Origin of the sequence: Pontibacter locisalis (assembly GCF_042684605.1) — a bacterium.
In the GTDB taxonomy this organism is placed as follows: Bacteria; Bacteroidota; Bacteroidia; order Cytophagales; family Hymenobacteraceae; genus Pontibacter; species Pontibacter locisalis.
Genome location: NZ_JBHULU010000002.1, coordinates 1 through 20,473, shown reverse-complemented (window position 1 = coordinate 20,473; position 20,473 = coordinate 1). Strand labels below are relative to the sequence as shown.

At 44.7% G+C, this 20,473-nt stretch carries 20 protein-coding genes; 12 read left to right on the top strand and 8 right to left on the bottom strand.

Features of this window, described 5'->3' with window-relative positions; all coding sequences use genetic code 11:
• Positions 1-6: 6 nt before the first annotated feature.
• Both ACFSRY_RS01145 and ACFSRY_RS01140 read right to left on the bottom strand, forming a co-directional pair.
• The gene (locus tag ACFSRY_RS01145) at positions 7-858 is read right to left on the bottom strand and encodes a TIGR02587 family membrane protein (protein ID WP_377502558.1); all 852 of its coding nucleotides are present in this window, start codon (positions 856-858) and stop codon (positions 7-9) included.
• Positions 859-1,321: 463 nt separating this feature from the next.
• Positions 1,322-1,678: a hypothetical protein gene (locus ACFSRY_RS01140; RefSeq protein ID WP_377502556.1), complete on the bottom strand. Its 357-nt coding sequence runs from the start codon at positions 1,676-1,678 to the stop codon at positions 1,322-1,324.
• A gap of 476 nt (positions 1,679-2,154) precedes the next feature.
• Here ACFSRY_RS01140 and cphA point away from each other — a divergent pair, with 476 nt between their 5' ends.
• The 4 genes from cphA (at position 2,155) to ACFSRY_RS01120 (ending at position 6,508) form a co-directional block, all read left to right on the top strand.
• Positions 2,155-4,788 carry a cyanophycin synthetase gene (cphA, locus tag ACFSRY_RS01135; protein WP_377502554.1) on the top strand — a complete coding sequence of 878 codons (2,634 nt, stop codon included), beginning with the start codon at positions 2,155-2,157 and terminating at the stop codon, positions 4,786-4,788.
• A 45-nt stretch (positions 4,789-4,833) separates the two neighbouring features.
• Positions 4,834-5,025 (top strand): hypothetical protein, encoded by a 192-nt coding sequence (locus tag ACFSRY_RS01130; protein ID WP_377502552.1) that lies wholly within the window; start codon positions 4,834-4,836, stop codon positions 5,023-5,025.
• A 166-nt stretch (positions 5,026-5,191) separates the two neighbouring features.
• Positions 5,192-5,809, top strand: a complete 618-nt coding sequence (locus ACFSRY_RS01125; RefSeq protein ID WP_377502550.1) for an OmpA family protein — start codon at positions 5,192-5,194, stop codon at positions 5,807-5,809.
• A 408-nt stretch (positions 5,810-6,217) separates the two neighbouring features.
• Positions 6,218-6,508 carry a hypothetical protein gene (locus tag ACFSRY_RS01120; RefSeq protein ID WP_377502548.1) on the top strand — a complete coding sequence of 97 codons (291 nt, stop codon included), beginning with the start codon at positions 6,218-6,220 and terminating at the stop codon, positions 6,506-6,508.
• A 9-nt stretch (positions 6,509-6,517) separates the two neighbouring features.
• On the opposite strand, the gene ACFSRY_RS01115 is transcribed toward ACFSRY_RS01120, so the two are convergent.
• Positions 6,518-6,649, bottom strand: a complete 132-nt coding sequence (locus ACFSRY_RS01115) for a hypothetical protein (protein ID WP_377502546.1) — start codon at positions 6,647-6,649, stop codon at positions 6,518-6,520.
• A gap of 2 nt (positions 6,650-6,651) precedes the next feature.
• Between ACFSRY_RS01115 and ACFSRY_RS01110 the strand changes: the two genes are divergently transcribed.
• The 5 genes from ACFSRY_RS01110 (at position 6,652) to ACFSRY_RS01090 (ending at position 10,598) form a co-directional block, all read left to right on the top strand.
• Positions 6,652-7,203, top strand: coding sequence for an NUDIX domain-containing protein (locus ACFSRY_RS01110; protein ID WP_377502544.1), 552 nt, complete (start codon positions 6,652-6,654; stop codon positions 7,201-7,203).
• Between the two features lie 191 nt (positions 7,204-7,394).
• Positions 7,395-8,414, top strand: a complete 1,020-nt coding sequence (locus ACFSRY_RS01105; RefSeq protein WP_377502542.1) for an SDR family oxidoreductase — start codon at positions 7,395-7,397, stop codon at positions 8,412-8,414.
• A 243-nt stretch (positions 8,415-8,657) separates the two neighbouring features.
• A complete protein-coding gene (locus ACFSRY_RS01100; RefSeq protein WP_377502540.1) occupies positions 8,658-8,981 on the top strand; it encodes a hypothetical protein in 324 nt (107 codons plus the stop codon).
• Between the two features lie 476 nt (positions 8,982-9,457).
• Positions 9,458-10,312, top strand: coding sequence for a metallophosphoesterase (locus ACFSRY_RS01095; RefSeq protein ID WP_377502538.1), 855 nt, complete (start codon positions 9,458-9,460; stop codon positions 10,310-10,312).
• A 25-nt stretch (positions 10,313-10,337) separates the two neighbouring features.
• A complete protein-coding gene (locus tag ACFSRY_RS01090; protein WP_377502536.1) occupies positions 10,338-10,598 on the top strand; it encodes a hypothetical protein in 261 nt (86 codons plus the stop codon).
• Here the strand turns inward: ACFSRY_RS01090 and ggt are convergent.
• Positions 10,595-12,307, bottom strand: coding sequence for a gamma-glutamyltransferase (gene ggt, locus ACFSRY_RS01085; RefSeq protein WP_377502533.1), 1,713 nt, complete (start codon positions 12,305-12,307; stop codon positions 10,595-10,597). The genes ACFSRY_RS01090 and ggt overlap by 4 nt on opposite strands.
• Before the next feature lie 86 nt (positions 12,308-12,393).
• On the opposite strand from ggt, the gene ACFSRY_RS01080 reads away from it, so the two are divergent.
• Together ACFSRY_RS01080 and ACFSRY_RS01075 are read left to right on the top strand one after the other, a co-directional pair.
• Positions 12,394-13,398, top strand: coding sequence for an amidoligase family protein (locus ACFSRY_RS01080; RefSeq protein WP_377502531.1), 1,005 nt, complete (start codon positions 12,394-12,396; stop codon positions 13,396-13,398).
• Complete coding sequence (locus tag ACFSRY_RS01075; RefSeq protein ID WP_377502529.1) at positions 13,398-14,294, top strand: gamma-glutamyl-gamma-aminobutyrate hydrolase family protein; 897 nt, start codon at positions 13,398-13,400, stop codon at positions 14,292-14,294. Before ACFSRY_RS01080 ends, ACFSRY_RS01075 begins: the two co-directional genes overlap by 1 nt.
• A gap of 8 nt (positions 14,295-14,302) precedes the next feature.
• On the opposite strand, the gene ACFSRY_RS01070 is transcribed toward ACFSRY_RS01075, so the two are convergent.
• The 4 genes from ACFSRY_RS01070 to ACFSRY_RS01055 form a co-directional block, all read right to left on the bottom strand.
• Complete coding sequence (locus tag ACFSRY_RS01070) at positions 14,303-14,446, bottom strand: hypothetical protein (protein ID WP_377502527.1); 144 nt, start codon at positions 14,444-14,446, stop codon at positions 14,303-14,305.
• 126 nt (positions 14,447-14,572) lie between these two features.
• Positions 14,573-15,994 (bottom strand): hypothetical protein, encoded by a 1,422-nt coding sequence (locus ACFSRY_RS01065; RefSeq protein WP_377502525.1) that lies wholly within the window; start codon positions 15,992-15,994, stop codon positions 14,573-14,575.
• A gap of 840 nt (positions 15,995-16,834) precedes the next feature.
• Positions 16,835-17,443, bottom strand: a complete 609-nt coding sequence (locus ACFSRY_RS01060; RefSeq protein ID WP_377502523.1) for a hypothetical protein — start codon at positions 17,441-17,443, stop codon at positions 16,835-16,837.
• An 88-nt stretch (positions 17,444-17,531) separates the two neighbouring features.
• Positions 17,532-18,599 (bottom strand): DUF5700 domain-containing putative Zn-dependent protease, encoded by a 1,068-nt coding sequence (locus ACFSRY_RS01055; RefSeq protein ID WP_377502521.1) that lies wholly within the window; start codon positions 18,597-18,599, stop codon positions 17,532-17,534.
• A gap of 610 nt (positions 18,600-19,209) precedes the next feature.
• On the opposite strand from ACFSRY_RS01055, the gene ACFSRY_RS01050 reads away from it, so the two are divergent.
• On the top strand, positions 19,210-20,325 hold the full coding sequence (locus tag ACFSRY_RS01050; protein WP_377502519.1) for an NAD(P)/FAD-dependent oxidoreductase: 1,116 nt from the start codon (positions 19,210-19,212) through the stop codon (positions 20,323-20,325).
• Positions 20,326-20,473 lie beyond the last annotated feature (148 nt).

Genomic DNA, 20,473 nt, shown 5'->3' with positions numbered 1-20,473 from the left:
GATGATTTACTTAATTAACAAGCGCCCTGCCGAGGCTCCGAGCGAGGAAAGTACCCCCAATACTATGACTTGTGAAAAGGCTATCCAAAAGCTAACACCATCAAACCTACCAAAAAACCACAGTACAAAAGCAGAGGCTCCCAGCGCTGTGAGGTAGGTCATACATGTATCAAAAGTTATGTCAAAGAATATGTTGTCACTCTTACCTCCTGCTGTGCCTCTGAAATTGCTAAAATACAAAACCACCACACTTTGCACCAGCGAGAAAATAGCCATAGCCAGGATATGTGCCGGCTTAGCCTCTACTCCAATCACCAGGATCTCTTCCGTTGGCGCCACGTTGCCGCCCACTACAATGGCACCGCAGAGGCCTAGCACGAACATCCCTAGCTTGGAGTTGCGTCTTTTAGATTCTTTTTCCTTCTTTTCCTTATCCTCCTGTCCGCCTGCTCCTAACTGGGCCGTGCCAATAGAAACTCCTATCGATACGGCCATCGCCTCTATGATTACCTTCCCCATCAACTCGTCCAGCCCCATGCCATAAAGATCTATCCTATTCAGCATCAGGAGCACACCAAAGGATATCAGAAGCCCCAGCCCCATTTCTTCCACGGAATCAATAAAAACATTAGGCCAGGAAGCGTCAGGGTGCATTCCGGCAAAGCGGTTATAGCCAAGCAGAAGAAGGTAAGTAACCAAGACCAGTATCAGAAGCTCAAGTGGCTCTGCAATAAAGCCCGCCCACCATACTTCCATAGTATACAGCAGCGGGAAGCTGAACAGCAGTCCGCCTGCAATACCACGGGCATACTCCTTAAGTGATTTCCGGACTGGCCTTCCATTTCTTTCTGTTGCCATACTTTTATAAAAATGCCTGGAGCTCTACATAAGATGGCAGAGTTAGGCACAAAATCGTTACTCTTTTAAACTTATTTGTGTTCGGTTATAGGTAGGTTTACAGAAACCAAAATCCCCGTTTCTTTACCTTTTACGCTTCAGAAAGCTTTTTAAACTAAAATATTTATACATGTAAATTTTATCATAGGTTTGAGCATAATCAAAGGAACTAATATTGTAGATTCAGGTTAACAAGTGCTTATCAAAAGATGTTGAAGCTCACTTTCCCAGCTATCCTTGAAGGAAATTAATTCTCGACAAAAAGGGTATAAACGATCCATCAGAAGCTGACCTGAAAATCATAAAGTACTGTTCCTGAAAAAAAACCTTAAGCTCCATACAAAAGGAAAGCGCCAGTAAATACACCAGCGCTTTCCTTTTTAACAACATTAACTATGATAACATTTTGTTCTTTACTTCTTTCTTATTCCTGTCTTAAGTACCTTTTATATTTCTTTCTGACAGAGGAATCATACTGTCGCTCGTTTATTTGCCCATAGTTAAAGGCTATAAATTCACTGTAGCTTTCCATATTATGGTCTGGCTCCTGATGTACGGAATAAATACCTGCCGATGCACTGCCATTGCAACTATAAGTGTCATTGCCCCGCATACATCCGCTTCCAACAGCTTTGGAGTGAATGCTTCTATCATACCGCAAACCAGAGCGATGCGAAGTTACCTTGTCCTCCTCCAGGACACCTACCAATCTCACCACTTTTACCATCCTATTTAAAGTTAAAATCAACTGACTGGCTACTTCATTGAGGTTTCCTCCCAAAGTGATAGGAAAGCAGGAGGACCATCCTCAGCACCCGAAATAGGTATGGTCACTCCTACACCTTACAACCCGGAAATACAGCACTATGTACTGCCACCGGAGTTCATATTAGTTTAACGTTCTGACAGAAGCGAATGGCTATAACTTTACACCTATATGGTATTTTGTTGCACCTAAATACCAACTTTTCGCGCTTTATAAGCAATTACTAAGTATTTATACTTAGGACAGGTTCTGATACTCCAGGATTAGCCGCGTACTGGCACCTCGTTAAACAAACCCGAAAGAATCACCTTCATTACAATTTCCCTTTGCCGTCCTTTCGGGTGCATGTACGGTATTTAGTGCTCTTATCTGAACAATGCAGCAGACACTATTCCTGGTAAATCGTATAGCTCATAGAAGCACCACTCTATAAATTTTCTACAAATAAACCTGCCAGTATCATTTTACAGAGCAGGGATTAGGATAAAAGCATGAAAATAAAAGAACTTAAGATCATGCGCGGGCCAAACTACTGGTCCATTAAGCACCCTAAGGTAATTGTACTGAAGCTGGATCAGCTGGATTTGTATGATGTGCAGACAAACGAGGTGGAAAACCTTACGCAACGACTTCAGAAGTTAATGCCCGGTCTTCAGAATCATCGTTCTTCTGAAGGTCTGGAAGGAGGCTTCCTTAGGCTCGTGAAACTGGGCACCACATTCAGCAAAGTAGTACAACACATAGCTCTTGAACTACAGACAATGGGGGGTATGGAAAGCGGGTACGGAAGGTGTTATGCTTCTGATCAGGAAGGTATTGACTTCGTTATCTTCTCTTACCAACAGGAACGTGCAGGAGAGTATGCCGCACACGCGGCAGTACGCATAACAGAAGCTCTTGGCAGAGGAGAAAAGGTGAACATAGTGCAGGATGTGGCCAGGCTGCACCAGATACGGGAAGATGAGTATTTTGGGCCAAGTACTGAAGCCATTGTATGGGAGGCCATGAACCGGAACATCCCTTACATTCAGAACCGGCAGGCTGAGGTTATTCAGTTGGGTTATGGCATTTACCAAAAGCATATTCAAGCCGCTATGAGCAGTAGCACCTCCTTCTTTGCTGTCGAGAACGCCGGAGATAAAAATAAAACAAAGCTCATCCTGGAAGAGGCAGGGGTACCAGTACCAAGGGGTAAGATTATTCACAACTCCCGTGAATTGGAGGAGGCTATTGAGGCGCTGGATTACCCCATTGTGACAAAGCCACTTTTCGGAAATCAGGGAAAAGGCGCAAGTATAAACATCCAGAACTGGAAGGATGCCTTAAAGGGTCTGGCCGAGGCCCACCGGTACTCCCCGGAAGTGATGGTAGAGCAGCTTATCGAAGGTTTTGACTATAGAATACTGGTGATAGATGGCAAATTCACAGCCGCTGCCAAACGTACGCCTGCTCTTGTTGTAGGAGATGGCAACTCTACTATACGGCAACTCATTAACCAGGTGAACAAGGACCCCAGACGCGGTATCGGTCACGAAAAGGCGCTTACACACATTAAAGTTGATAAGATTACCAGGGCTATTCTGCGTGAGAAAGAACTCACGCTACAGTCAATTCTCCCGGCCGGAGAGACACTTTACCTGAAGCGCACTGCTAACCTAAGCACTGGTGGTACTGCCACAGATGTTACTGACCTTGTACATCCTTATAATGTGTTAATGGCGGAGCGCGTGGCAGGAATAATCGGGCTGGATATCTGCGGCATAGATGTAATGACCTCAGACATAGCTATTCCACTTCCGGAGACAAGGGGCGCAGTGATTGAAGTAAATGCTGCACCAGGGCTAAGGATGCACATCTCCCCTACCGAGGGACTTCCACGTAATGTAGCCGACCCGATTATAAGTATGTTGTTCCCGCACAACTGCCCTTCCAGAATACCGATCGCAGCCATAACGGGTACAAACGGTAAAACCACCACTACCCGGCTTATTGCTCACCTTTTAAGGTTCACAGGGAAAAAAGTAGGTTACACCACAACCGACGGCATCTATATTCAGGACAAAAAAATCATCAAAGGCGATACCACCGGCTCCTTTAGCAGTGAGTTTGTATTAAAAGACCCTACCGTGGATTTTGCCGTTCTGGAATGCGCGCGGGGAGGCATGCTTCGCTCCGGCCTTGCCTTTACGCAATGTGATATCGGGGTAGTGATGAATGTTTCGGAAGACCACCTCGGGCTGGGGGATATCCATTCGGTAGAAGACATGGCCAGGGTTAAGGCCATTATTCCCAAAACTGTTTGTTCCGAAGGCTTTGCCATTCTGAATGCAGATGATGACCTGGTATTTGATATGGCTGCCGGCTTGCATTGTAAAGTAGCCTTCTTTAGCCTGAACGAAGACAACCCCCGCATAACAGAACATATCTCAAAAGGTGGACTGGCAGCTGTGTTTGAGGATGGCTTCGTTTCAATTTTTAAGAACACTTATAAAATACGGGTAGACCGTGTGGCAGACATCCCTCTGACTTTTGGAGGTAAGGCAAAATTCAATATTTACAACGTGTTGGCTGCAACGCTGGCAGGGTATGTTTCCCATATGGAAATAAACGAGATTAAAACCGCTCTCCGCACATTTATACCATCTCCGGAAACCACGCCAGGCCGAATGAACCTGTTTAAGCTGCCGCAGTATGACGTGCTGGTTGACTATGCACATAACATTGCCAGTATGGAGGCAATCAGTGATTTTATCAACAATACAGAAGCCTCTTACAAAATTGGCATAATAGCAGGCATTGGCGACCGACGGGATGAGGATACCAAGCAAATTGGCAGGATTGCGGCTGAAGTGTTTGATGATATTATAATAAGGCAGGACAAAGACCTACGTGGGCGTAGCGGCAAGGAACTTAACAAACTGATCAAAGAAGGTATTTTCTCTGTAAAACCAGAACTGGAACCGAAAGAAATAAACCAGGAAATAAAAGCCCTGGCACATGCACTTGAGTATGCTCCTGAAGGATCATTTATTGCGCTTTTTTCTGAGGACATTCCTGGGGCGGTAAAACTGGTGGAGAACTTCCGGGTTATTCAGCACAGAAAGTCTGCCTCTGATCAGAGTTAAAGCGGATTATAGGTCCACCTATGGTCTGTCCTGAAAGAGCGCCAGGTGCTGCCACAAGGGCTTCCTACTGAGCGTGATGATAAAAAGAAGGCAATACCTACCGATGAGGAAGTTAAAGCAGACAAAGTGGAGTACCACGTGAAGGGGTTCGGTGTTAAAGGTAGCGCGAGAAGCAGTACCATCAAGATAAGAGTGGCAAAGGCTCTAAAGGTGAAAACCCGGACCTCAGAGATATGACGAAAGAGGAATTCAACTTCCCGCACCGGACAGCAAAAAATCAGCATGGTGTCATTTTACAGTTAAACAATTAGAAGGTCAGCTACATTGATAGCTTCTGCCACTTTAGAAAGGTAACGATGATTTCGTGGGCACGTACTGTTAGGTAAACTAAAGACCCGTAAAAATGAAATCAAATCTCACATTAACAGTATTCGCTGCCGTCGGTATGCTGATGAGCTGCAATGAAGTAAAAGAAGAAAAAATAGACAGTGCAGCAGAATTAAGTGCGATCGCTTCAGAAGACACAGCTGTAATGTACCGTGAAGACGCAATTGGTAATGCTCTTGAAGCTGACGAGATGGAATTTAAGGAAGTAAATTTCGATGCGCCAGTGCTAAGAGAACCATCTTTACAAGCTGCCGACATAGAGGTTCGGGGAGTTGAAGGATATCGTATTTATTCTGTGGGAGAAGATGTAATGTTTGATCTTGATAAAGCTAAAATTCGACCAAGCGGTGAGCAGAAGCTACAGGAAATTTCTAAGGCAATAAAGGAAAGAAACTCACAGGGCTTGATCAGGGTGTATGGTTTTACAGACTCTCTGGCAAGTGAGTCTTACAACAAGCAACTGGCACTTGAGCGGGCCAGGTCTGTGGAAGACTGGTTACGTAAGAACAGTGGGTTGGATACGGCCCGAATGAAGCTAGTACCGGTAGGCGAGCACCTGTTTGAGGCAACCAATGAGACGGCTCGCGGAAGGCAGCAGAACCGCCGCGTTGAAATAGTAGTCGTAGAAAAATAGAGAATAGCTGGAAGTATCAAGACCATAAAATATTTCCAGATATCTTAGGTAATAGGCACGACTTTAAGCAGTGATATTTCTTCACTCTTGGAGTCGTGCTTGTTGTTCTCGCTCCTTCCCCCTACAGCTTCTATACAACCTTGAAGAACTATTTTGCAACAAACTCCAATAATTTGAAATTATCAGCACTAACAGAAGCCTCATTTATTTACTGAGAGAAATGCCCAAATTTCACGCAGACAATGGCTCCGACGTGCCCGATAGCCTGTAAGCTATACAACTTGAGGATGAATGCCTGTAATACAGTATAAATACATATAAAATTGAGTATTTATAACATTTTGGTTATAAAAAAGCTTATGTTACCTTTATGGATACAATCAAGCCTGAAGAATAAGGAGAAAGCAAATGGCAGAAAATGTAACACAGGCACTGGATGATTTCGAAAAGTTCGTAAAAGAAGGTAAGATAGACCTGTTCTGGGTTACAGTCCATAGCAATCGTCTCCGGATAAAAGCCGCACACAGCCCTATTGAACGGATAGTACCCTTAGGGAAAGATTTGTGCGAATCTCTTGCGGCATTCTTCCAGGAGATTGAACGAATCGAGTACAGAACTCATGATTACGTCAGCCTTAAAAGCTTTATTAACGCACGAACAATGCTCGATAAAATGCTGGGCGAGAAGGTAAGTGAATAAAAATCAGCTCTAAATATCCAGCTCAACCCACACCGGAGCATAATCAATTGTCTTTTCCCAACCTCTAAACTCACGGTCTACTCCTGCAGCAACCAATCGGCTATTAAGGTCAGGGCTCAGCAGAAGGAAGTCAACACTCACCTATGAAAATAAAAGGGAAGGAAATTATATACGACGGCTTTTATACTTTCAGGAAAGTTCTCTTAGAGGACAAAGGAGAGACTATTGAGCGGGAACAGTTTGACAGTGGCGGAGCTGCAGCAGCCCTGGTATATGATACCGCCAAACAGCACTACTTATTTGTAAAGCAGTTCCGTTACAGTGCCGAACAAGACCTGTTAGAAATAGTAGGTGGTGTGCTGGAGGAAAATAATCCGGAGAAAACTATTCGTAAAGAGATCGAGGAAGAGATCGGTTATGCAGTAGATAACCTGGAACATGTGTGGGATTTCTATACCTCGCCAGGAGCCTGCACGGAGGTAGTGTATTTATTTTATGCCGAAGTAAGTCGAAAAAAAGCGGAAGGTGGCGGCAAAGATAAAGAGCATGAAAAGATAGAAATCAAAGCCCTTACAGAAGATGAACTCGTGGGCCAACGATACCGTGATGCAAAAACCATTATTGCAGTGCAATGGTTAGTGGCAAAACTGGGAAAAAAATCAAGTCACCTGCCTACCTGGACCAAGAGCCAATGATAGCTACTTCAAGCGCCTGGAACTATCTACCAGGCGCTCCCTTTTTACACTGCGCCACTTAACCACAGCCACACCCTAGCCCATGCCACCTGTTTACGGATTATCAGAAGCAAAATAGCTGGTAGCAAAAAAGTTTTCGTATGTGCTTAATACATATAACTATTGAGCATTTCAAAACAAACTTAATTTCTATGGCAATTTCACTTAAACCTCTTCACGAGCAGGTAATTGTTATCACTGGTGCCTCCAGTGGTATTGGACTGGCAACAGCACGTGCCGCCGCTAAAGAAGGCGCTAAGCTGGTATTGGCTTCACGTAATGGTGAAGCACTTACTCAAATTGAGCAGGAGCTAAAGCAGGAAGGAGCAGAAGTAATACATGTGGTAGCTGATGTGGGCAATCGAGAGGATGTACAGCGCATCGCAAAGACCACGATCGACCGCTTCGGGCACTTCGATACCTGGATCAATGACGCAGGAATCTCTATGTATGGCAAACTGGCTGATATTAGCGAAGAAGACAACCGTCGCCTTTTCGACACAAACTTTTGGGGCGTAGTATCCGGCTCCCTGATAGCCGCAGACTATCTTCGTAAACATGGCGGTGCCATCATTAATCTGGGCAGTGAACTGTCTGATGTAGCTATTCCGCTGCAAGGGATGTATTCTGCCAGCAAGCATGCTGTGAAGGGATTCACGGACTCTTTACGAATGGAGTTAATGGAAGATGAAGCCCCTGTATCAGTGACACTCATAAAACCAGCGGGTATAAACACCCCATATCCTGACCACGCCAAAAACTATACTGAGCATGAGCTTACACTTCCTCCTCCGGTTTATGAGCCAGAGGAAGTGGCCAATGCCATTTTACATGCCGCTACTCATCCGGAGCGTGAAATCTATGTTGGGGGTGCTTCAAAAATGATGAGCAGCCTCAACAAGTTTGCTCCGGGGCTTGTAGACTGGGTAAACAAAAAATTTATGACCGGTATGCAGGTGCGCGATACAGCAGCACGTCATCATGAAGGTTCACTACATGAACCTGGCGAGGATGGCCACGTGCATGGCAATCATAAAGGCTATGTGAGAAAGAAAAGTCTTTACACACGTGCCACTATGCACCCCGTTGTTACAGGTGCAGTAGTAGCAGCGGCCAGTGCCGCTGCCATTGCTTACCTTGGCAGTAAACGCCGTAACAATAACAGGTCGTGACTTTTTAGAAAAAATCAAAGAAGGCGTGGCCTCTGACCAGCGATCTTTCCTGACCAGAGGCCACACTTTTTGTGCACCTATTTCACCATTGGCATGGTAGCTGAATAGTATGAGATCCAGCTAATGGTACTGAGGTAACACCACTTGTCAGCCCCTACTAACGCACAGTACCTGAGTTGTATTTTTACAACAACTCCCGCTATTAATTCTCGTCTTACCAATTGTAAATTTCAGATTATGGTTATGGCTGGCATCATTGCCGCAGTAGGTATTAGTACGAACGCATTGCACCTGGTAGTTGGAGCCATGGTTGTTGCCCCAGGCTTTGAGCCGATAGTGCGCATCCCCTTGGGAATCATAACAGACAATGTTGCCTGGAAAAGAGGTGTGACAGATACTTTAAAAGGCTACGGTGCATTACTGGCCGCCTCAGCCCTGACAATGTTGCTACTACAGGTACTGGGATTTGTTACACTCAAAGGAAAAGCCTCCTATCTGGCAGAGGGTGCACTTGTCTCCTACTGGACCACTATTTCTGCTACCTCTCCTGTACTTCTCCATAGTTGAAGGAAATAAAATCGCTATAGGATCTCTCTTCAGCTCCATGAATTTGAAGCTATCTTATTGTTGTTGCCATGAATTTCAATAATGCTAAGGATCCGATTTTTGAGACAACGTTGTTAGGTGAGCAAAAAGAAACAGGAGGACCACAGCCTTAGCACCCGAAAAGGAATGGTCACTCCTGATCTTTTAAAAACCAGGAAAACGCAAAAGTTTAAACAGTGTTGGTTGCAGTAGCCTGGCTACACTAGTATACGCCAAACAGGTTGCGCCATCCAGCATCACACGCAGATATACCATGTAATTCATAAGAATACAGTCTTTACGCAACCATCAGTGTATACACTTACAACCCTTCGAAATTAATAGAGCTCATGCACTTCCTAATCCTTTTACTTAGCTTGGTTTGCACAGAAAGTGCTTCATCAGAAACATGCCATCAAAGAGCGTAGTATATACCTTTTCATAAGCACCCAAACTAAATGAAACGAAAAAACATATTATGGATTGGTACGGGCCTGGCTGTTGCAGGCGCAGCAGGAATTCTGCTGGATGCGCTGGTCCTGGAGAAATATTTTTTTGACATAAAGCAGTTCGATATTGGGAATAAGGGCAGCAGAAAAAAGCTGAAGCTTGTTCTGATAACTGACCTTCATTTTAAAGAACTTGTTCTTCCGCATCACAAAAAGCTGGCAAATACATTAAATAAAATGCAGCCAGACCTGCTCCTGATCACCGGCGACACCCTTGACTCAACCGGAGAGATGGCACCTGTAGAGAACTTCTTTGCGATGCTTGACCACCAGATTAAGAAAGTGGCTATAGCAGGTAACAATGACTATAAAGCAAGCCCAAGTATAGGTAAACTAAAGGAGGTGCTGGAAACACATAACTGTGAATTTCTTGTAAACGAATCAAAGCCCTTCGACATAAAAGGAACAAGAGTAATGGTAACAGGTTTGGATGATCTTCTGGAGGGCGATAGTTGCTTTACTGATGCAGTGAAGGGAGTCGGAAGAGAAGAGCATCACCTCCTGCTTGTACATAGTCCCCTTCAACAGGAAAACGCAAAGAATCAAATAGAAAAGCTAAACAACGAAAGAAGTGAGGGCAATAAGCTCAACATCAGTTATATTTTTGCCGGCCACACTCATGGTGGGCAGGTACGGCTACCCGGTTACGTTCCGGTACTTCCAGATAAATCGGGTGACTATGTGAATGGTTGGTACAACACCAGTGCTCCGTACCTGTACGTCTCTAAAGGCTTTGGCACTTCCTCTATACCTCTTCGCTTCTTTGCAAATTCTGAGGTAACGCTTTTTAACTACTATGTGTAAATAAACCATAAATCAATTAACACCCATGCCCCTGAGTCCCAAGATCGAGAAGCTGCTCAATAAAGTATGTGCACCGCAGGAAAGGTATGACACAAAACTCCTCGGCAAGGATATCAGCTACATCACCAATGAACTGGGAGAACCGGTGACCCTCTATATCGGCAAGCGCCGCGAAGACGGGGATATAGCCGGAGAACGCTATGTACGCAAGATTGTCAGGAAGCCAGAAAGCAATGAAATTCTGAGGAGCCACTGGGACTTAAAGGGCAAAGTAACGAGAGGTTAAAAACCAGCCGCTGCGTCGTCGCCACGCGGATCAGCCCCTCCTTCCAGCCTGCCATCTGGCAAAACGAGTATGGCAGCCGCTCTGCCGATGCCACCAGAAACTTTGGGTGCTATTTCGTGCCCCTTCAACCACAACCGCAGGCCTGTGCCTGCACCTAAAGCCCCCCACTCCGACAGCACCCAGTCAGGCCTCCATTGATGGTGGAACCTGCCTGCGTTAACCGCACCCTGCATCGGAAAGTTATGCTCAATAACATTTAGTATGATCTGGTAAACAGTAGTAATGATCGTAGATCCCCCCATACTTCCTACAACCATGAACAGTTCTCCGTCCTGCTCCAGTATGGTTGGCGTCATAGAACTTAACATCCGCTTTCCGGGCTCTATGGCGTTTGCCTCGCCACCTATCAACCCGTACATGTTTGGAGCTCCTGGCTTCATGCTAAAGTCGTCCATTTCGTTATTCAACAGAAAGCCTGATCCAGCCACAAACACCTTTGATCCGAAAGTAGCATTTAGGGTTGTGGTAGCAGACACTGCGCTTCCAGCCGGATCTACAATAGAGTAGTGCGTGGTTTGGTTACTCTCTTTGGGAGCAGGATCACCGGCGTAAACATCATCACTATCTGTCGCTTTGCTAAGGGAAAAATCGTCCATCCTGCTTTGTATGTAAGCGGTGTCTAACAAACCCGCCACCGGAACATCATAATATCCCGGATCACCAAGATGCATGGCTCTGTCCGCATATACCCTCTTTTCTGCCTCGATCATGAGGTGCGCTGTTTTTGCAGTGTTCCACCCCCACTCAGCCACAGGGTATTCTTCTGTCAGGTTCAATAGCTGAATAAGTGCAATCCCCCCACTGGATGGCGGCGGCATGGAAATGATCTTGTAGTCTTTGTAGTCGCCTGTCACCGGCTCCCGCCATACTGCTTCATAGGCTTCAAGGTCTTCCCGGGAAATTATGCCGCCACCCCGTTGCATTTCTGCTACAACGTTTTCTGCTGTTGGGCCTTCGTAGAACCCGGCTCTACCTTTATCCCGGATCAGCTCCAGCGTAGTAGCCAGGTCCGGTAGCCGCAGCGTATCACCGGGCCTCCACCTGTCTTTTAGTACAAATTCGGGCCTGATGGTATTGTACTTGATAAACTCCCCCCTGTACCTGTTGAATTTCTCAGCCTCCTTTTCCGTTAAAGGAAAACCTTCGGCTGCCAGCGCAATGGCTGGCGCCACCAGTTCTGCCCAGGGCATGGTGCCATATCTTTCATGTACCTTCACCATGCCTGCCACTGTACCAGGAACACCTGCCGCTAAATGTCCTTTCTCACTTAACCCTTCTATCACTTCTCCTTCTTCGTTCAGGTACATATCGGCGTAAGCTGCTGCCGGTGCTTTTTCTCTGTAATCCAGGGCATCCGTACTGCCATCGTGCATGCGCAGCACCATGAAGCCGCCGCCGCCAATGTTCCCCGCATCCGGGTATACTACAGCCAGGGCAAATTCTACAGCTACCGCTGCATCCACTGCATTGCCTCCCCGTTGCATTATCTCGGCCCCCACTGCGGAGGCAAGTGGATGGGCTGTAACTACCATTGCTTTATTCGTGATAAGTCCTGTTTCGTACAGGTCCCGCTCTACGCAGCTGTTTGCTGTGATTAGTATAAGAAGTAAGTATATAGCACTGTTTACCTTGGGTCTCAGACCAATCATTCCTTTTAGTTTTTGGTATAATCCGTTTTAGAACCTAAACGGCTTCGGGCTTTCTACGTTTTAACTAATGGTATTAAACATAAACTATGCAATACAAACCACTTCCGGTACGCTATAACAGGCATGGGAAACTCCGCACAGTTGGCTTTGAACTGGAGTTCTCAAATCTTGGGATAGATGAGGCTGTGAAAATCATACAAGATCTTTATGGAGGAGAAGTACAACCGGAAAACCGATTTTCGAAAAAAGTAGTGGGCACTGCCCTGGGTGACTTCAACATAGAATTCGACCTGACCCTACTAACTGAAAAGAATTATAAAAAAGCCTTTGACAAGTACAACATTCGCCTGGCCGATATCAGGGTAGGTAAAAACACCCTGGAGGATGAAGTAGAAACGCTTTTGGAGGGGATCACCGGTATTGTGTTTCCTTATGAGATAGCCACGCCCCCGGTGCCCTGCACTCAAATAGATCATTTTGAAAAGCTGCGACAGGCTTTATATGAGCACCATGCAGAAGGTACCAAGGCCTCCTTAAAAAATGCCTTTGGCACACACATAAACATAGAAGTGCCGGATGTAGAGCCGGAAACTATCATTCGTTATTTACGTGCGTTGATACTGCTCTACCCCTGGCTGCTCCAGGTGGGTCAGACTGATTTTGCACGTAGGGTAAGCCCTTTTATTGACCCCTACCCTTCCGGCTATGCAGCGCTTTTACTGAGTCCGGGCTATCAGCCATCCATGGAAGAACTCATTGAAGATTACCACAAGTTCAACCCGGATCGAAACCGCCCCCTAGACATGTATCCTTTGTTTGCTGCGCTTAAGGAAGGGATGCAGGAGCAATACACTGAGATAGGAAAAGTGAAAGCCCGGGAAACTTTCCATTACCGTTTGCCAAACAGTTCTATTTCACAACCGGAGTGGTCGTTGGCGGAGGAATGGAACAACTGGGTAGCGGTAGAAGAACTGGCAAACGACCGGTTGCGACTGAAGAAAATGAGCGAAGCGTATCTTGAGTTAAAAGACAACACCCTGATTGGCTTCGAGGCACAATGGGCTAAAAGAACAGGAAAATGGCTTAGCTGATGAAGAGGTATAAAATAAATCGTAACAGGCCAACCATTGGTATTACCGGACCCGATAAAGGTGGGGGTGCGGCCTGGTTTTTTACGGCACTTGGCGTCTGGATTGCCGGCGGAAAACCAGTCAGAATTACTCCTTCTAGACCCCGTACAGCAGATGGTCTTCAGGCACTCATAATCGGTGGTGGTGCAGATGTAGATCCCACTACGTACGAACAGGAGCATGTGATTGATGAATACCTGGCCAAAACCCTGAACCACCCCAGGAAAAATATCTTCCAGAGAATTGGCCGTTTTACCCGCTGGGTCTACTACCCTGCCCTGTTCTTTATCAGAAAACTTTTTAGCCGGAAGCTTACCTTCGGCCTTGACCACGACCGGGACCACCTTGAATTTCAGTTGATAGACCAGGCCGCAAAAAAGAACCTGCCTGTGCTGGGGATTTGCCGTGGCTCCCAACTGATGAATGTATACTTCCGCGGCACACTCTATAAAAGTATCAGCACTTTTTACCTTGAAGAGCCTAATCCCTCCAGTATATTTCCGGTTAAGGAGGTTTTCATAGAACCCGGCAGCAAACTGGCTGAAGCACTGGGCACGCAGCACCTTGAGGTAAACGCCTTGCATAATCAGGCTGTAAAAGAACCTGGCAAAGACATAAGAATTGTAGCCCGTGAACAGAATGAAGTAGTACAGGGTATTGAAAGCACCAGGCACGATTTTATGGTTGGGATTCAGTGGCACCCCGAGTATCTGCCTCAGTTTGAGCCGCAGCGCCGGCTTTTCCAGGCCCTGGTAAAGCAGGCATGCCAGGTACAGGTTCAGATAGAAGACAAAGACATGCAGGAAGCTCTCTCCCAACCTAAGGCAGAGGTACTAAAGGCAACAGAGGAACCTTAGATGCCTACTTAACACTCATGAAAGCCTAGACCGGATGGCAGTGGCAAAAATAAAGCATCATCAACCACATTTATTTTACTTTCCTGCTTAAGTAGCGACATCAGTCCTTCCCTGATAATTTTATGGTCATCAGTAATAATGATCTTAATCATTAGTTCAGAAGTACAAAAACTTAAGCCCCTGCAAGTATTACACTTCCAGGGGCTTAATAAACAAACAGCAGCAAATTAATTTAAAGACTGCTAACCGTCAGCTTTATAAGTAAATTTTTAAGCTAGTTACTGTTTTACACTGGAAACATACACTTGTTTTCCTGCTACTGCTGTAACTGCATTTTCTAATGAGTTCTCAGACTCAAAGTATTTTTCTTTAACAGACTTTAGTTTCTTTTCATCCTTAACCACGCTTCTCAAAGTGCTTTCCAGAAAAGCGTAGTCTGTAAAATCTGCCTTGGTTTCCAACAGCGTTCTTATCCACCTCCACATATGCTTTTCTCCTATTTCCTTTTCTATTGCCATTAGGATAATAGGACCATAGTTGTAAACATAGCGCTCCCTGCTGCCATAGTCGGCTTCTGATGTAACCTTGGCAAAAGGGACAGCCTTAAACTCTTTGAGGTTCCTGATCTTGGTATTGATCTTCTCCTGGTAAACAGCTTTATCAAAATAAGCCTCTGTTAACTTACAGGCCATATACTCTGTAAATGTTTCAGAGATCATATCACCCAGTTCAGAATTAAATTCTGTGATTGACCCAAAGTAGTAGTGCCCGAGCTCGTGTGCGATGAAGGGTTTAAACAAGTTCTTTCGCTCATCACTAAACAGCCCTTTCAAACCATCTTCTCCATGCCCGATACTAACGATAGTAGGATAGGAAACAAAGAACCAAGCATTTCTTTTGCTGATGGGTGTTGTTGCTATGTAAGTAATATTATCCTTATAGGCAATCCCAGTCTTCTTCTCATAGAACTTTTTATAATCCCTGGTCATCTCTCCAAACTCCTTGATTTGTTCCTCTGAAATATCCGGGTTAAGGAAGTAAGAATTATCTATTTGTGTAAACTGGTAATCCCCTGCAAATAACGCCAGTTCGGTAGGTTTGTCGCTTTTGAATTGTGCAGTCTTGCCTCTGACAGGCACATTGCCATTCAGGTAAATAGATTCACAGTCGTCGCAGTTGATTTTAATATCATACTTAACCCTGTCATACTTCTTATCCTGCTTTACGTCATACAGGATCGGGTACCAGGCTGTCTGCCTTCCGTCAGTTCTGATTGTTTTTCCGTTGAAGGCAATGTTCCCTTTCCAGTCTCCTGCGTTTGCCGCTTTAGATGTATCTGAGATTACAGGAAAAGAGCCGACATAGCTAAGCCTCAGCCCTTCGGGCAAAAACTTCGCTTTACCGGTATTATCCGGAAGAGAATAGAGGAAACTCTCATAAGATACCTTACTGTCGTATTTTCTCTTGTAGTTATAGCTATAATCATCCTCTATGTTGCGGAAGTATCTGATGTTCAACCCGGAGTTTATCAGAATTTCATAGTCTTCTATTTTAGGAATATCCGTCAGGACAAGGTCTGCTTCGAACGTGCCTTTTTTTACGGAGAAGTTTATTTCTCCTTTTAAGGTAGGTTGTTGCGCGTAGCATACATTAAGTGATACTATAAGTAGTAGCAAAACAGAGAGTAAAGGAAATTTCATAGAGTGTGTGTTAGGTGTTTTTATCATCTGGTAGAGCAAAATAATGCTGCTGCTCTACAACGCATAAGAAATGTTTATGCCAAACACCTATCACTATGAGTATCAATAGATAAACAATTCGCATTACTTTACAGTGTCCGCTTCTGTTACACTTCTCTGCGATACATGTGTGCGTATTTGTTACAGGTTTTCCTCGGTGTATGAGGAGGAGATTGGAAGGTAGTTTAAAAATAGCTAAAAGGCCACCTCAAAAGAAGCGGCCTTTAATTTAAAGAAACTACGCGAAAAGGAAGACGGTTAATATCGCCTAAGCTCTAGATTTAGCCTAGTGGTATATGCGGTTGGCAGCTGGCGCTTCTCGGTCTTTGTTGTCAATCTAACTTTATGATACTCATATTTTTAACTACCTACTTCATATGAGCAATAGCATAGGCTAATACATCCACCTTTTTATCAAAGTAAACGTCCGGGGCTATGCCATATAGATCAATAGGATTTGTGTCTAAATCCATCGTCCTGAAAGAGGAAGGAAAACCAGATCAAAGCATCCGATGTTTTTAGACAACCCATTAAAACTATCTTGATGAATGCTAATTTCAGAGTACGGTACATTTGTGTAGCCTTGAGTTTAATACTTTACAATCAGTAAAATCACTCCAATACTCACTCTCCTTTCAAAAGGAAAAGCTATCTCCTACAAGCAAATAATACCAACCTAGGTAATTATAGAAGATAGACATTTAGCCTATTGCAACTAGGCTGCACTTTTTATCCACGTGCTTTTTTGAGCTTTCGCCAACGGACTGGGCAATATGGTGGCATAGCTACCGTGTAGGTGGGTTATAACCTTTGATTCTTAGAAATCACGTAGGCAAACTGAAGACCCACTGCTGGATAAAACTGGCTATTCTTAAAATCAAAGTCTGCGGCATAACCCAAACCTAGGTGAAGGTTGTAAAGAAACTTCTGACCGAGAGGCCTTTGCATACCCCAATGTACTTCATTTAGAAGAGTTCTATTAAGTGGATTGTTTATCTGGCTCCACTCGTCGCTTTCGAAAACTCTACCTGTGGTATACTTGGTCTGAAAGGCAATGTAATTACCTGCGTTGTTAAGTAGAGACTTTGACTTAATACTTCTTTTGTTTCGGTTATAGATATACCTGAACTCAGACCTAACATAAGCGACAGGTTCGTTCACGATGAAAGTGCTTTTGAATCCATTGGCATAGCTGTTCTTATCAATGGAGTATCCACCACCCAAACCAGCACTCAGGTTTACAGACCACTTATGGCTAAAGGGCACTTCATAGCCTACCCCAATTCCGTGGAGTCCGACTTCAAGCTTTGTCATACTTACCAATTCTGTTGATTGAACTGGCTCGTTCGACTGTGCAAGCGCACTAAAACTAAACATTGATAAGGCTAAGAGGAAAAAGTTTGATTTCATTTTAATATTTAAAATTGGCTATAACGGATCGGACAGGCTGCGAACGAGGCGTAGCCGAGAATGGAGCCTGTCCGATCCGTTGGCAGGATTAGTCCTTTACTCTTGCGCTTGACTCTACTTTCTTAAGGTAAGCAATGGCTTCATTTGAGAAAAGGAAGGGTTTTGCCTTGTCTTTTTTTGCAGCTTTGTTATAGAGGTAAACAAACTGAAAAGGATTGTCGATGTTGGTGATTAGCTTTTTCTTTAGGCCGTTACGCTCAATCACATCAGCCATATAAAAACCTGGTATATGCCCGCTCATTCCAATAACTTGCTGCTTAATTTCCTGGCTTGTATAAGTTTTGGTGTCTGATGCTATGTACCGTATGGCTTCGTCCACTTTTGGCATCTGCGCTTCACCAAGTTGTAGCATGTAACTGCCAAACTTCATATCTTCGGGCATGCTTTCCGCCATAGTATAGTATTTGTCAATTAGGTCAGGAGCACCTTCATTTAGCAGCAGTCCCAACATCAGGAGTAGGCTTTTATCTTTCTCCTGCACATTATATTTTTTCATTTGCCATACTAGGTGGTGAAGTTCGTGGCCGCCTAAAATGCCATACTTCACTTTGTCATACATATAAGTCGCCCACAGCGTGAGCACCACATTACCTTTGTTTGCCAGCGCGTCGTTACCTAAGGCATTAAAGTATAAAGTAGCTTCTGGTTTGGTATGGTGCATCCGCTTAGGCAACATGGTATACGTTTCGGCATAAAGCGAAGCCAAGTATGCATCCTTATCGGCCAGTATGTTTTGCAGGTACTCACGCAACTGTGGTTCGTTGGCTTTGTAAAAGTGTATTAGATAAGTATTATAGTGCTGCCGAGGGTCTTTCAGGCGCTCAAGTAGGAGGCTGTCGTGCTGCGGCATGTACACCACTTCAAGGTCTTTCCGGAAACGGTTCAGGTACTTCTCATTGTATACTTGGTTCTGGATGTACTGAGCGTTACCTTCTAGACTTAGAAAGCTTTTCCATAACTCATCGCTAACTGGCTTTCCTTGGCGAAGGCTGTCGGTTAGTTCAAAGTAGCGGACTGCGGCTGTTGCATCTATGGTTTGTGCCTGTATGAAATGGCCACATGTAAGAAAGAAAATAAGTGTAAAGAGTGTTTTCATGTATTGTTAATTAATTTTAGTTATTTCTGCTAACTATAGTGTATAAGGAGCTGTTCCGGTTATTGGCACTTTGAATGAAGTTGTAAAAACTCCTTTTTACAGTACCAAAATTTCCGATAAGCCGTTTCTTCCATGCTCTATAGTATATTCTTTAGCTAATATAGGTACTATTTGCAGATTATCAAGTAGAATATTGGGGACTACAGATATCTCTACATTTGGTGCTTTTTAAGGTTATTTAAGGAGCGAGTGGTGTTAGAAGCAATTATATTTGGTGGCCCTCTCAACCCACCCACTTCTACCAAACCTACTCAGAGAATAGTAGAAGCCATTACTAAACAGATAGAAAACCATAGCGAGAATCATTTGTTGGATTCTTAAACATACAAAGAAAACTTACCAGGACACTTTCGCCATAATTGTTTGATCAGGCCAGGCGAAAAGTAAATAGGTGGTTTGCGTTTGCAGAGCCCCCTGAAACGGAAGGCAAACGAAGAACCTTAAGAAAGAGTACAGGAAAGGCAGCCCTAACTACAAGCCTTATCGTAAGTAGGGAGTGGCTACTGAAAAATATAAAATCAGTATCACTTAACACACTTATTAAGTAACGTTGGCAAAGGATGTAGTAATTATAGGAGGTGGTCTTGCTGGCCTGGTAAGCGCACTGGGCCTGGCAAAGGCTGGCTTACAGGTAACGCTGGTTGAGAAAAAAGCTTACCCTTTTCACAAAGTTTGTGGCGAGTATGTTTCTAATGAGGTCCTACCTTACCTGAGAAGCCTGGGGGTTGATATCAGTTCCCTCAAACCTGCTAACATCAGCCGCTTTCTACTTTCCTCGCCTAAAGGCAAAACATTGGAGGCAAAATTAGACTTAGGTGGATTTGGTGTCAGCCGCTATACTTTTGACCATTATCTGTACCAGCTTGCACAGCAACAGGGAGTACAGTTTATTCTGGAGCGTCAGGTGCAGGATGTTACCTTCGATGGCGATGGGTTTGATGTTGCGTTATCTGGCGGGGAAAGCCTGCGCACTGCAGTTGTCTTAGGGGCATACGGAAAGCGCACGAACCTGGACCGCCAGTTAAACCGGCAGTTTTTTAAGAAACGCTCCCCCTACATCGGCATTAAGTACCATATCAAACATGATTTCCCAAAGGACCTGATTGCCTTACACAACTTTGCTGACGGTTATGCCGGTACTTCAGCTATAGAAGATGATCGCTACTGCCTCTGCTACCTGACAACCCGTGAGAACCTGAAAAGGCACAGGAGCATACCAGCTATGGAACAGGCAATCCTGTACAAGAACCCGCACCTGCGAAAGATTTTTGAAGAGGCGGAGTTTCTGTATGAACAGCCTGAAGTGATAAACGAAATAAACTTTGCTACAAAAACCGCAGTTGAAAACCACATGCTGATGTGCGGAGATGCGGCCGGCATGATCACCCCGCTTTGTGGCAATGGAATGGCAATGGCTATACACTCTGGTAAAATCGCAACAGATCATGTGCTGGCCTACTTCAGCAATGGCCGCAACCGTCAGGAAATGGAAATAAATTACACCCTCGCCTGGAAAAAGAAATTTGCCAACCGTATGACTGTTGGGCGAACCGTTCAGCAGCTCTTTGGCAGCACAGTATTATCAGAGATTGCTGTCAGCACTCTTAAGTATCTCCCTTTTGCTACATGGGGTGTGATGCGGCAGACCCACGGACAGCCGTTTTAATGCCTTCAACTTAGAAGTCAATATGTCTCGTCCTGAAATAAGTTGACGGATTTTAGACGAAATTACTCTTTAAACTGAGACCTCCAATGCGTTTGTGTTGGAGGTTTTCTTTTTCCACTGTTTTATTTCCAGTTCCTGCTGTCGGTGC